This window comes from Corallococcus sp. NCSPR001 (assembly GCF_017309135.1).
In the GTDB taxonomy this organism is placed as follows: Bacteria; Myxococcota; Myxococcia; order Myxococcales; family Myxococcaceae; genus Corallococcus.
Genome location: NZ_JAFIMS010000002.1, coordinates 5,886,571 through 5,899,076, shown reverse-complemented (window position 1 = coordinate 5,899,076; position 12,506 = coordinate 5,886,571). Strand labels below are relative to the sequence as shown.

12 protein-coding genes, 1 tRNA gene and 1 pseudogene are annotated in these 12,506 nt (G+C 70.1%); 3 read left to right on the top strand and 11 right to left on the bottom strand.

All coding sequences use genetic code 11. The features are described 5' to 3' along the window. Positions 1 to 69 precede the first annotated feature (69 nt). The 6 genes and pseudogenes from JYJ93_RS40275 to JYJ93_RS25525 all read right to left on the bottom strand — a co-directional run bounded on the left by JYJ93_RS40275 (position 70) and on the right by JYJ93_RS25525 (position 6,533). Complete coding sequence (locus tag JYJ93_RS40275) at positions 70 to 282, bottom strand: hypothetical protein (protein WP_242543929.1); 213 nt, start codon at positions 280 to 282, stop codon at positions 70 to 72. A gap of 55 nt (positions 283 to 337) precedes the next feature. Then, positions 338 to 447, bottom strand: a pseudogene (locus JYJ93_RS40845) (YHYH domain-containing protein); the annotation flags it as partial. Between the two features lie 17 nt (positions 448 to 464). Continuing rightward, on the bottom strand, positions 465 to 2,840 hold the full coding sequence (locus JYJ93_RS25540) for a hypothetical protein (protein ID WP_206795660.1): 2,376 nt from the start codon (positions 2,838 to 2,840) through the stop codon (positions 465 to 467). Between the two features lie 160 nt (positions 2,841 to 3,000). Next, positions 3,001 to 3,074: transfer RNA gene (locus JYJ93_RS25535), tRNA-Ile, on the bottom strand. A gap of 145 nt (positions 3,075 to 3,219) precedes the next feature. Next, positions 3,220 to 4,563 carry a hypothetical protein gene (locus JYJ93_RS25530; RefSeq protein WP_206795651.1) on the bottom strand — a complete coding sequence of 448 codons (1,344 nt, stop codon included), beginning with the start codon at positions 4,561 to 4,563 and terminating at the stop codon, positions 3,220 to 3,222. A 239-nt stretch (positions 4,564 to 4,802) separates the two neighbouring features. Then, positions 4,803 to 6,533: a serine/threonine-protein kinase gene (locus JYJ93_RS25525; RefSeq protein WP_206795649.1), complete on the bottom strand. Its 1,731-nt coding sequence runs from the start codon at positions 6,531 to 6,533 to the stop codon at positions 4,803 to 4,805. A 242-nt stretch (positions 6,534 to 6,775) separates the two neighbouring features. Between JYJ93_RS25525 and JYJ93_RS25520 the strand changes: the two genes are divergently transcribed. Next, on the top strand, positions 6,776 to 7,393 hold the full coding sequence (locus JYJ93_RS25520; RefSeq protein ID WP_206795639.1) for a hypothetical protein: 618 nt from the start codon (positions 6,776 to 6,778) through the stop codon (positions 7,391 to 7,393). A 27-nt stretch (positions 7,394 to 7,420) separates the two neighbouring features. Here JYJ93_RS25520 and JYJ93_RS25515 read toward each other — a convergent pair whose 3' ends face one another. Next, the gene (locus tag JYJ93_RS25515; protein WP_242543928.1) at positions 7,421 to 7,606 is read right to left on the bottom strand and encodes a hypothetical protein; all 186 of its coding nucleotides are present in this window, start codon (positions 7,604 to 7,606) and stop codon (positions 7,421 to 7,423) included. Positions 7,607 to 8,099: 493 nt separating this feature from the next. Here JYJ93_RS25515 and JYJ93_RS25510 point away from each other — a divergent pair, with 493 nt between their 5' ends. Next, positions 8,100 to 8,363: a hypothetical protein gene (locus tag JYJ93_RS25510; protein ID WP_206795636.1), complete on the top strand. Its 264-nt coding sequence runs from the start codon at positions 8,100 to 8,102 to the stop codon at positions 8,361 to 8,363. A gap of 34 nt (positions 8,364 to 8,397) precedes the next feature. Next, positions 8,398 to 8,856, top strand: a complete 459-nt coding sequence (locus JYJ93_RS25505) for a GNAT family N-acetyltransferase (protein WP_206795626.1) — start codon at positions 8,398 to 8,400, stop codon at positions 8,854 to 8,856. Between the two features lies 1 nt (position 8,857). Here the strand turns inward: JYJ93_RS25505 and JYJ93_RS25500 are convergent, their stop codons facing one another. The 4 genes from JYJ93_RS25500 to JYJ93_RS25485 form a co-directional block, all read right to left on the bottom strand. Then, on the bottom strand, positions 8,858 to 9,268 hold the full coding sequence (locus JYJ93_RS25500; RefSeq protein ID WP_206795618.1) for a glyoxalase: 411 nt from the start codon (positions 9,266 to 9,268) through the stop codon (positions 8,858 to 8,860). A 123-nt stretch (positions 9,269 to 9,391) separates the two neighbouring features. Continuing rightward, on the bottom strand, positions 9,392 to 10,762 hold the full coding sequence (locus JYJ93_RS25495) for an FAD-linked oxidase C-terminal domain-containing protein (RefSeq protein ID WP_206795616.1): 1,371 nt from the start codon (positions 10,760 to 10,762) through the stop codon (positions 9,392 to 9,394). A gap of 46 nt (positions 10,763 to 10,808) precedes the next feature. Further along, the gene (locus JYJ93_RS25490; RefSeq protein WP_206795605.1) at positions 10,809 to 11,576 is read right to left on the bottom strand and encodes a dienelactone hydrolase family protein; all 768 of its coding nucleotides are present in this window, start codon (positions 11,574 to 11,576) and stop codon (positions 10,809 to 10,811) included. A gap of 66 nt (positions 11,577 to 11,642) precedes the next feature. After that, a complete protein-coding gene (locus JYJ93_RS25485; protein WP_206795596.1) occupies positions 11,643 to 12,461 on the bottom strand; it encodes a helix-turn-helix domain-containing protein in 819 nt (272 codons plus the stop codon). Positions 12,462 to 12,506 lie beyond the last annotated feature (45 nt).

The window sequence follows — 12,506 nt, the reverse complement described above, 5'->3', positions numbered from 1 at the left end:
CGGGCCCTGGATGTCTGGCCGTTTTCGGACGTGGACGTGGGCCCCCGGGATGCAGGCCAGTCGGCTCGCCTACCACCTCACCGTCAGGGCGGTCGTCCTCCCGTGCTCGACCGTCGTGGTTTCTTCGTGGCGGCCGAGCGCGGCGTGCTCCAGCAGGACTTGGACCTTCGCCCCGTCGACACGAACCGCTGGCGTCGGGGACATGCCCACGAAGGCACCGTTGATCCATACGCGGGCGCGCGGGATGGCGATGACCTGGAGACGCGTCGGCTCGGCTTCCACGGCAGGCGTACTCCATCCCCTGGAGCGACCGCCGCCGCCACCCCCGTGACAGTGATAGCCCCCCGTGGCCCGTTCGTTGTGACAGCCGGAGCTGTTGGTACGTCCCGGATGTGCCCACGCGAGGTGTGAACACACCAGCGCCGCGATGGCACCCAATCCCAGCATCACCTTGCTGCCGCGCCTCATGGATCCACCCGTCCAATCTGTGCTTCGACCAGCGTGTCGTGATGCCATCCGAGCAGGGCCGTGTGCCGCCCCAGGCGAACCGTCACATGGGCCACGCCCCTGCCTGCATGCACGAGGTCCTTCGCGGAGAACTCCTGGCCCGTGAAGCGCTTCGCCGCGGTCTGGAGCGCCGCGGGCGACAGCCCCGCCTGCCCATGGTCCGGCGCGGTGACGTAGAGGCCCCGGGTCATGCCCTGACCAATGAACAGGTACGTGAGCGTTCCCGGAGGCGCGTCCACCACGCGGAACACGTCCGCGCGCTGCATCTCCAGTCCGGAGGGACCGAGCTGCGCCTGGGCGACCTCCACGGGCTCACCGAGGGGAAACCGATTGCGCAGCAATGCCTCTCTGCGGCCGAGGATCGCGGCCCGGGCGGCGGCCACGTCAGGGTCGCCGCCGAGCACCGCGAGCAGGGCATCCGCCTCCTCGTCCGCGGTGCGCAGCTCTCGCAGCGAAGCCCCGAGCCCTCCCGCGTGGGCCGTGGCCTTCGCCAGCCGGGTGAGCTCCGCGCCCCGGAAGGAGGCCAGGGCGGCCCGAGCCGTTTCACCCGTGTCGACCGCCACCGCGGCGTGGAGGGCCGTGGCGCGGCAGCGCACATCGCGGGCAGGGCATGCGTGTTCCTGACGCAGGTAGGCCTGGGTGAGCAGCGGCTCGGGACGTTCGGCGGCGAGCGTCCGGGCCTGGATGCGGGACAGGACCTGGATGGCCTCGGCCAGGTCTCCCTTCTCCAGCGCGGCTTTGCCCTTCGCGATGCGGAGGTCCTCCAGCTTCGCCCGAAGTCCATCCATGACGGAGGCCTGAGCCCGCTCGGTGGACAGGGCCTTCAGCTCGGCCTCCACCCGGTCCTCTTCGCCACGTTCCAGCGCGGACCGCGCCCAGGCTTCGCGCAGCTTCACGCACTCTGCCTCCAGCGGGTCGGTTCCCTTTCCGGAGCCCGCGTAATGGCGGATGAGCTTCACGGCGTCGCGATTGTCCATGCCCCGGATGCGCGCGAGAACGAACGCGTTCCGCGCCTCGATGTACTCGGGGCTGGATTCACCGCTGGCCTCCAGCAGGTCCGCGTGCAGCTCGGCTTCACGAAGCTGACCGGCGGACGTCAGGCGAGCCAGTTCCGGAACCGAAGGACGGATGAAGAGGAAGCATCCCGCGAGGACGAGCGCGCAGAGTCCCGTCAGTCCGATACCAATCCGGTCGTGCCACCGCGCGGGGGATTTCGCGCCACCGGTGCGTCGACGGCGCAGCGCGCTCGCGACCCACCACCAGGTTCCGGGCCAGAGCCCCAGGATCGCCAACATGGCGAGCCCGCTCTGGGCCGGTTCTTCGTAGAACTTGTGCCGTGAAATGAAAGCGCCAACCAGGAAGGGCACGGCGAAGAAGCCCGCCATGGCCACGCCCATCAGGGCTCCGACGCGCCGGTGGAATGCGGAGGTATCGCGGGCCTGAGTGGGCTGGAGACCGTGTCCCAGCAGGTGGATGAACCCGGGCCTGCCCGCGAATTCAAAACAGACGGTCGCGGACGGAGCTTCAAAGACATCCAATGTCTGGGAAAGGATTCGTGCGCGCAGCGGTTCGAGCTCGGGCTCCAGCGACGCCCGCGCGGCGATGAAGCCCGCGGCACGGATCTCCTCTCCCAGCGCGGAGTCGGGCAGGGGACCTGCGTGCTCCACGGAAGCCAGGGCACGTGCTCCCGGCCATTGGAGGGCCCGCTTCGAATCCTCCAGCAGGCCCTTGTGAGAGGAAAGGGCCTTCGCATCCGGCCACGTACGCACCTGGGTGCGTTCGACGGTCGACACCTTCAGCCACCGGCGCAGCGTCCCCGAGCCCCGGCAGGTGCGGCAGCCCACCAGGCCCTTCGTGCAGCGGACGCACTTCTTCGTGCCCTTACCCCGGCACTCCGTGCAGTTCACCATCCGGTAGCTCTTGCGCGCCCGGCTCATCCGCCGGCCGGACCCGCCGCAGCCGGAGCAACTCGCGCGAAGGGAGCCCCGGCACGTGGGGCACGTCACCTGGCCGGCGCCTTGACAGTCCCCGCACACGGCGAGGTGGGAGGACTGTTCGGCCAGGGCCTCCGGGGACGCGCTCCACAGGTCCAGTGTGTCGAGTGAGACCGGGGGCGTGGAGCGGGAGCTTCGGGCCGTGTTCGCGCCGCCCGCGTAGGCCTCCGCCGCCCAGGTGCCGGTACGGACGGCGTACCGGGTGACGAGCCGCCCGTAGCGGAGCACGGACGCGTCGACCCGGGTGATGAGGTCCGCGAAACCAAGGGGGCCCAGCCGCCAGCGCGACCAGCGGATGGCCGCGGCCCGGGCCTTCGAGTGGATTTCCTCATCCAACATCGTGCGGACTCCCCCCGGAGCATGGGTGCTGCGCCTCGGGACAGGGGAATCGGACCGCGCCAGGAGGGGACCTGACAATCCCCCTGAAGGGGGACGGGCGGGCGCTGCGGCAAGAAAAAGCCCCGGAATCACTTGGGAAAGTGACTCCGGGGCTGCTTGATGGCCAGGGTCAGACTTGAACTGACTACCTGCGGATTATGAGACCGCCGCTCTAACCAGGTGAGCTACCTGGCCGTGAAGCCCCGCCCGTATACCGGGCCAGGGCCGTGACCGCAAGAACTTCGGACGAGGCCCCGGGCCCGTCCTGACGGGGCTGCGAGAGGGCCTTCCGACCTCCGCCCCTGGACCGGCTGCCTGCTGGGGCGACGGGGGCTCCAGGCTACTGGTAGCGAGCTACCCAGAGGGTGTCGCCATCCGTGGTGGTCTCGATCCACACCGCCGTCGCATGCCCATTCAGGTCCATGGCCCCCGTGATGGCGCCCACGACGGCTCCCGGCGCGGACCGCAGGGGCTCCGGGGCCCGGAAGTTGCCAGGGGCGTATTGGTAGCTCGCCCAGGCTGTGTGGTCGGACTGGGCCCAGAAGGCGACCTGGTCACCGGCCGGGTCGGAGCCGAGCACGGGGTATCCGCCCAGCACGGTGCCTCCGAGCCTCGGGTTGTTCGGGTCGACGCTGCGGTCGAAGCGCGGACGGATGTCCCAGTCCTCCTTCGCCGCGATGTACACGCGTCCCTCGGCGGCTCCGGTGAGGGGAGGGGGATGGGGCAGGTAAAGCCAGCCGGCCAATGCATCGCCCGTGTTCGTCGCGATGACGATGGAGGGGTTGAACATGCCTCCGTAATCGGAGATGTGCGAATCGATGCGCACGGAGGGCTGCCATGTGTTGCTCGCACGGTCGTAGCGGCGTGCGTCGATTCCCTGCATCAGTTTGCCGTCCAGCGTCGAAAGCTGCTGTGGCCAGACGGCGATCGCGTTGCCCGCCGCGTCCATGGCGATGGCGGGCGTCGAGGCCGCGCCGTAGTTCGTCCGGCTCAAAATCGAATCGCTACACCACTGGAGCTTGTCGGCATTGAACGCACTGCCATGAATGGCCTGGGTCCCGCGGGCGTCCGCCTGCTGCCACAACACGAGCGCATTGCCGTTCACGTCGAGGGCGGCGGCGGGCCAGAGCGACGGGGTGTCGCGCGCCGAGTTGAGGGGCACCGGCGGCTGGATCCACCGGTTGCTGGCCGCCGCATAGCGCATGGCCATCACCCGGTGCTCGGCGGGCTTGCACAGCGTCTTGCAGAGCGTGGTCCACACGAAGACCGCGTCACCCGTGGGGGACATGGCCAGACGCATGGTGGGTGTGTCGTCCAGGGGGAACGTGAGCTGTAGCGCGAGGCTCCATTGGCTCGTCGCCGCCGAAAAGCGGCTCGCGAAGAGGGTGTCGCCGGCCGGGGTCTGCTGGAGCCAGACAGCGATGGCATTGCCCTGCTCATCCGCGGCCAGACTGCTCCGGAGAACGTGGCCGGGTTGGGATTGGAGCGGCTGCTCGGGCGTCCACGTGTCGGATGTGGCGACATAGCGGCTGGCGTAGAGCGCCGTGTAGTCGTAGGGCGCGTTCTGCGTCGTGACATGCGCGAAGACGGCGATCGCGCTCCCGGAGGGGCCCGCCACCACGCGCGTGTGCTCCCAGGACAGCGACGGTCCGGTGGAGAGCCGCTGGGGCTTGCTCCAGCGCATGATGCTCGCAGCCCCCGCGATTGGATTTCGCGGGGAGGGGGCCGTCCCCAGGGGGCAGGTCGCGCACCCGAGCTCACACAGCATCAATCCCATCACAAACATCAAGACGCAACGGGAATGGACTCTCATGGGGACAGCGCGTGGATCTACTCCCTGTCCCCCTGACGGGGTCAGTGTCCGCGAGTCCCCTCCGCGCGCTCAGAAGGCAACGGCTGGGGGCCCTGGCGCCCGAGCCGTCGTCACTCCCGTCGCTCCGCCCCACGCTGTCGGAGCAGCGCCGCGGCCCGGGTCCGGACGCTGGCCATGGGGTGCTCGCGGGCGGCCTCCTCCAATGAAGGCACCGCGGCCTCGCCCAGGTCCTTGCGGAGGAAGTCCTCGCAGGTGCCGTGGAACCGGTCGCTGACGAGGCAGCGGATGGCGTCCTGGATGACGACCGGCGCGTTGCCGTACGCGGCGTCATTGCGCAGTGCCGCCCGGTAGGCCGCCACGCCGTCCACCCAGCGGAGGTTGTCGAAGTCGACGTTCCCCTCCAGATAGCGGACGTAGGCGCTCGCCGGGTACTTCGCCGCCAGCTTCTTCAACGCCGCCAGGGCCGCGTCCCGCCGCTGCGCCTTGATCAACCGATGCACGTCGTCGATGCCCGGGAGCTGCTCCACGACGGGCTGCCAGGCCGTGGCTCCCGCTGGAGCCTCCGCCCGTGCTTCCTCGGCTGGCGGGGCCATGGGCGACGGCCGCTCCGGGGACACCGGCGCCGGGCCCGCGGACCTTGACGCCAACGCCCACCCGCCAAGACCCACCGCGACCATGGAGAGCACGACGGCGCCTCCCACCACCCGGCGCGAGCGGCTCTGGACGGGCGGGGGCTTCATGGGTCCAGAGCGGAGCGTGGCCTCGGACTCCTCCTTCCTGGCCACGGCCTCCGTCGGAGCCACCGGTGCGGGCTCCGGCGCGCGGGCTTCGGCCTGAACGCCCACCGGCGTCGCCCGGGGCTGCGCACGGGCGTTTCGGGTCGCGAGCACCTCCTCCTTGGGACGTGCCGGCATGGGCGTGGAGGCTCGCGCCGCCCCCGATGCATCGCCGGCCACGGGCGCCACGGAGCGCACCTCCGGACCCGCTCCGGCCCCTTCGAGCGCGGCCAGGAACTCCGTGGCGGACTGGAAGCGATCCCCCGGGGCCTTCTCCATCGCCTTCGCCAGCGTCGCTTCGAGCTCCGCGTTGAAGCCCGCGTCAGGAGCGGCGTCGCGCAACCGGGGCGGCGTCACCTCGCGCTGCATGCGCAGCAGCTCCGCGTTGCTGGTGGCGTTGAAGGGTTTCTTCCCGGTGAGCAGCTCGTAGAGCAGCACGCCGGTGGAGTACAGGTCCGTGGGCGGACCCACCGGCTCGCCGTGGATCTGCTCCGGGGCCATGTAGGACGGTGTCCCGAGCATCATCCCCGACGTGAGGCCCGTCACCTCGTCACGCAGCTTGGCGAGCCCGAAGTCGAGGATGCGCACCTGCTCCCCGAGCCCCACGGCGTGGGTGACGATGATGTTCTCGGGCTTGATGTCGCGGTGGATGATGCCCTGGTCGTGCGCATGGGCCAGACCCGCGAGCACCTGCCGCACGGCGCTCAGGGCCCGGGCCGGGGGCAGCGGGCCGTCGCGCAGCAGCGCCCGCAGCGTCTCGCCGGTGACGAAGTCCATCACCATGTACGGCGACTCCTGATCCACGCCGAAGTCGATGACCGATACGCAGCACGGATGGGTGAGGCGGCTCATCGCGCGCGCCTCGACCTGGAAGCGCTTGCGGAAGTCGTCATCCCGCGCCGCCCACGCGTGCAGGAACTTGATGGCGACGGACTTGCCGACCTCCAGCCGCTCGCCCCGGTACACCATGCCCATGCCACCGGCGGCGAGCCGCTCGATGATGCGGTAGCGCTCCTGCAATACCGAGCCGATGCGAGGATCCGTCACGGCCGTGGGCTCATTCATGGGCGCGCACGATAACAAGCGCAGGCGCGAAACCGATGCTCACCTGTCGTCGGTTCGTTCTCACACGCGCGGTGGAACGTCTGGGGAAGTCGCACCTGGCGAGGCGCGGCTGCGCACCCACCACGACTGGATGGGGTACCGCGCAATGACAGCGTGGCTCGGGAGCGGTGGCGAAGTAGAGTCGAAAGCTCCGCAACCCTCGGCTGTCCCGAGATTCCCTTTTCCGCCCCTCCGGAGCTGAAGTGACGCTCGTCCCGCTTCTTGTCGTCGTCCTCGCATCCACGGCAACCGCAGGTGACGTCCCCCGCTCGGGCTATTTCGGCGCGGGAGTCAACCTGGAGCCCCTCTCCGTGGGGCCCGTGCAGGCGTTCTCGGGCGGCCGGGTCGCGGTCGGCATCAGCCTGCAGGCAGCGCTCCAGATTGATCTCGGTTCCCGGTGGGCGTTCCGCCTGCCAGTGGAGGCGGGGGTCGGCGGCTCCGGGGACTCCACCTTCTCCGAAGTGGGCGTCACCCCGGGGCTGCTCTACCGCTGGCGCTCCGACGCGGACCAGCGATGGGTTCCGTACCTGGGAGCCGGGTTGAAGCTTGGCGCAGCGGGGGCGGGCAGGGAGTTTTTGGGGCTCCCACTCGTCACCACCGTGCAGTCGCTCGACCTGGACTTCGATGACGACGACGGCGACTCTGATGATCCCAACTTCGAGTCGCGCCTGGGCGCCTTCCCGGAGGTCTGGGCCGGAGTGGAGTGGCACCCCAACCGGTGGTTCTCGCTCAACGTGCAAGCGGCCTACACCTACGTGCGGGTGCTGGGCACGAACGTTCACCTGCTGCATGAACGGGTGGGCGTGAGGTTCTCCCTCTAACGCACCGCCACGCGGAGGGCGCGCTCGTCAGCGCTGCTGTTGCCCGGGCGAGGAAGGCTGCCCCTGTTGTGGGGTGCCGCTTCCGCTCATGCAGCGCTGCATCCTCTCCGCCATGCGCTGGACGTCCTCGACCTGACCGGGGTCCTTCGCGGTGAGCCGAAGGACGGCCCCTGTCGGCGTCTGCTCCACCTTCACGTCTGCCTTTCCGCGCATGGGGCAGCTCATTCCCGCTCCGCCCATGCCATGGCCCATCATTCCGCAGGGGCAGCCGGCTTGCTGCTGCGCGGGGGCATTCGTCTGGCGCTCGGAATTCGGAGTGCCTTGGGCTCCAGCGAGCGGTCCGACGAGCAGTCCCGTGGTGATGAGCAGACCGTATCCAAGCTTCCTCATGGCATTTCCTCCCAGGCTCGAACTTCCCCAGGGAAAAGCTGCTGCCGGAGCTGGAGGATGGCCTGCCCGAGCCAGCGTGGGACGGCGGTGGAGGCGGTGGATTGCCGCCTGAATCCCTGGCGGAGCCGTGAGGTGGTGAACCCCCCTGGACCGCGGGACATCGACAGGGGGCCTCATCCTGGCTGCCATCGCGGAATGGCCACGAGGTCCCCATGAGCACCCGCACCCCCGATACCGAGCACGCACCGGTCCTCGAGGAGGACGTCCCCGGAACCCTGACCCGGCGCCCGGCTACATGATGATGGGCCAGATAGGCATGGCTCAGATGGGTGAGATGGGGATGCCTGTCCCGTCCAACTCCATTCCCATGATGGGACGCCAGGGCAAGCACGACTCCATCACCATGGGTGGCATGCTCACCGTGCTCAAGGTCCGCGAGCGCCTGGATGGATACAAGGACCCGGGCTGGTATGACAACCCACCCGGCACGCGGGCCCAGGCGGCGAGCACGGATGCGCTGCGCCGGGACGGCATCGACGTGGAGGCCCCGGCTCTGGTGGAGCCCGGCTCACCGGCTTGATGCTGGAACAGGCTTCCGGGCAGGCTGGACGGCCATGGCCCCCATCACCTTCCGCATCGCCCGCGACACGGATCTGCCTGGCATCCTCCAACTGCTCGCGGATGACGCCATCGCGCAGGCCCGCACAGGCTACACGGCGGAGGTCAGTCCCTCCGTCCGCGCCGCGTTCGACGACATCGCCGCCGACCCGAACAACGAGCTCATCGTGGGTGAACAGGACGGGCAGGTCGTCGCCACGTTGCAGCTCACGTACATCCCCGGCCTGAGCCGGGGCGGCATGCGCCGGGCGTTGGTGGAGGCGGTGCGCGTGCGCTCGGACCTGCGGGGGCAGCGCATTGGTGAGGCGTTGATGGTGGACGCCATGGAGCGCTCGCGGGCGCGGGGCTGCGGGCTGATGCAGCTCACGACGGACAAGCTCCGCCACGAAGCCCACCGCTTCTATGCGCGGCTGGGATTCGTGGCGAGCCACGAGGGCATGAAGCGCCCCCTTTGAATCACTGCTGCGGCTGCGCGGCGGCCGGGTCCATCCAGAACGGCTCCCACTGGTGGCCGTCCAGGTCCGAGAAGCTGCGCTGGTACATGAAGCCCATGTCCGTCTTGTCCTTGGTCTCCTTCGCGCCCGCCGCCAGCGCCTTCTCCATCAGCGCGTCCACGGCGGCGCGGTTCTCCTGGGACAGCGCGATGATCACCTCCGTCGTCTTCGTGGCGTCCGCGACCTCCTTCTGGGTGAACGTCTTGAAGAAAGGCTTCACGAGCAACATCACGTAGATGTCCTCGCTGATGACCATGCACGTGGCGTTGGCGTCGGTGAACTGGGGGTTGAACGTGTAGCCCAGCTTCGTGAAGAAACCGACCGCGCGATCCAGCGACTCGACGGGGAGGTTGACGAAGATCTTGGTGCCCATGGTGCGTCTCCTGGCGGAAGAAAGTGGATGAGGTGAACGACGCCTTCACCCTCGCGACGAATGTGCTCCGGTGGGATCGACACCGGATTTATTTTTTCCCGAGCCGCCGCCAACCCGCCGGAATCACAGCACCTTGCCGGGGTTGAGCAGGCCCAGCGGATCGAGCGCGCTCTTGATCGCCTGGTGCAGGCGCAGCGTCTCCGGGCCCAGCTGCGCGCCCAGGAACCCGCGCTTGAGGGAGCCCACGCCGTGCTCGCCCGTGATGGTGCCTCCCAGGGCCAGCGCCGCGTGCAGGATGTCGTCGAACGCTTGCTTCGCCCGCGCCAGCGCCGCTGGATCCTTCCGGTCGAAGACGACGGTGGGGTGCATGTTCCCATCGCCCGCGTGCCCGAAGGTCCCGATGAGCACCCCGTGCACTCGCGCGATGCGCTCCACCGCCGCGAGCAACTCCGGGATGCGCACGACGGGCACGCCCACGTCATCCAGCAGCGTGGCACCGCGCTGCTCCAGCGCCGGGAAGGCGAAGCGCCGGGCGCCCATGAGCAGCTCGCCCTCGGCCTCGTCGGCGGTGCTCATCACGGAGGTCGCTCCGGCCCGCTCACAGGACGCGACCATCAGCGCCAGCTCCTCTTCGCCCTGCACGCCTCCCGCGTCGGAGCGCGCGATGAGCAGGGCCTCGGCGGTGACGTCCAGGCCCATGGGCTTCCAGGACTCCACGGCGCGCACGGTGGTGCGGTCCATCAGCTCCAGCACGGACGGGCGCGAGCGCTCCATGATGTCGCAGACGGCCGTGCCCGCGCTCACGAGCGTGGGGAACGCGGCAACCAGCGTCGTCGCCTTTGGCGGCCGGGGGCGCAGCCGCAGCGTCGCCTCGGTGAGGACGCCCAGCGTGCCCTCCGACCCGATGAAGAGCCGCGTCAGGTCATAGCCCGCCACGTTCTTCACCGTCCGCCCGCCGGTGCGCACCACGGTGCCGTCCGCGAGCACCGCCTCCAACCCCAGCACCGCGTCGCCCGTCACGCCGTACTTCACGCAGCACAGTCCTCCCGCGTTGGTGGCCAGGTTGCCGCCGATGGAGGAGAACTCCCAGCTCGCGGGATCCGGCGCGTACCAGAGGCCCTGCTCCGCGGCGGCGGCCTTCACCGCGCCGTTGAGCGCGCCGGGCTGGACGACGGCCAGCATGCCGCGCCGGTCCACCTCCAGGATGCGGTTCATCCGCATGAGCGACAGGACGATGCAGCCCTCGCTCGCGTTCGCGCCGCCCGACAGGCCCGAGCCCGCGCCTCGGGGCACCACCGGCACGCGCAGCGCCGTGGCCACGCGGAGCACGGCCTGCACTTCGGCCGTGGACGCGGGCCGCACCAGCACCCTCGGCATGCCCGAGGACGCCCACTCCGCCTGGTCGCGCCGGTGCGCCGCGAGCACGTCGGGATCCGTGATGATCGCCTCCGCCGGCAGCACCTCCGCCAGCGCTCGCTCCACGTCGACCGTCATGAAGGCCTCCCAGGCTCTGGAACGTGAACGCCGGGCCGGCCCCCCGTCATCCGTTGCCTGACGCCTCAGCTTGCCTCGGCGGCGCAGCCGCTTCACCCAGGACCTGCGCCAGGAACGTCCGCAAGGCGGCGTCCGCGCGCCTCGCGGCGACCGGGTGGTATTGGATGCCCGCTTCGGGCCTCTGGGCGCCGGGGAAGGTGAAGGCATGCATCGCGTGGCCGTAGGCCTGGAGCTGCCAATCCGCGCCCGCCTCGGTCAGCTCCCGCGCGATGCCCAGCACCGCGTCCGGCTTCGCGGTCGGATCTTCCCATCCGTGCAGCAGGAGGATGCTCGCGGAGATGGGCGGCTGGGGGCCCAACCGTGGCGGGTGGAGCATCCCGTGAACGCTCACGGCGCCCCTCAAGCCCTCCGGTGCCGCGCGGGCCAGGTCGAGCGCGCAGAGCCCTCCGAAGCAGTAGCCCAGCACCGCGACGCGCTCCGGGTCCACGCGCGGGTGACGCCTCGCGGCCTCCAGCGCCGCACGCATGCGCCGGCGGAGCAGCGCGCGGTCTTCCAGGAAGGGCCCCATGAGGTGCGAGTTGTCCCCCGTCACCTCGCCCCGCATGCCCTTGCCATACACATCCAGGGCGAAGCCCACGTAGCCCTGTGCCGCGAACCGCTCGGCCATCGCGCGGATGATGGCGTTCTGCCCATCCCACGCATGGGCAAGCAGCACACAGGGGCGCGGGCCCGCGTGGGCGGAGTCGTGGGCGACGTACCCTTCACAGTGCGTCTCCCCGTCGGCGTAATCGAGGAACCCGGCATGGAGGGACATGGTGGAGCCCACGCTGCCTTCCTGCCGCCCGGGCCGTCTTGAACGAATGCGACATGCCCGAGTCTTTCAGAGGAAGTGCGCGAGCGCCGGGGCCTCCCGGCGGGGGTTGAAGTAGTCCGCCATCATCGAGCGCGGTGTCCGGTCGAAGCGCCCGGGTGTCAGGCCCAGGTAGCGGCGCCACATGCGGATGCGGTGGGCCTGGTCGCTGAACCCCTCGTGCGGATCCCCTTGCCCCGTCTGCGCCGCGAGCAGGCTGTGGTGGATCCGCTCCAATGCGGCCAACTGCCGGGGCGAGTGTCCGAGGTGCTCCTGGAACCAGCGCTCCAACTGCCGCGTCGACACGTCCACGGCCCGCGCCGCGGCTTCTACTCGCGACGTGCGGCGCAGCACGTCCCAGGCCCGCGTGAGCCGCTCGGTCTCGGGAAGAGGCTTCGTCGTGGCCAGCCGTTCGAGCAGCCAGGCGTCCAGCCGCGCGGCGACCCGGTGGGGCTCCCACGCGGCCGACAGGTCCTCCACGAGCCGCCGGGACGCGCCATCGCCCAGCACCGCACCCAGCTCCAGCAGGTCGTCCCCGGTGGACGGGCCGCTCGCGGGAAACAGGCGCGCGAGCCCCACCGGCGTCAGCATGACCATCACGAAGGCGCAGCCCTCTCCCGAGCGCCAATCGCGGCGGTGGGATTGGATGCCGAGGAGCGAGGCGCGCGGGCCTCCCGCCGCGAAGTCGCTCGTGCACGGCCGGCCGAAGTTGAGGGTCAGCACCGCCGTGGGCGACGGCGCCGTCTGGATGGGCCGTCCCTCGTGGGCACCCTTCAGGTCCTGGATGAACCAGTACCCCTGCACCAGGGTGGACAGCGGCGCGACGGGGGCTTGCTTGAGGAAGTGCACGGCAAAACATAGTCCGAGAAGCCGTCCTCCAGGCGAAGATGGGGC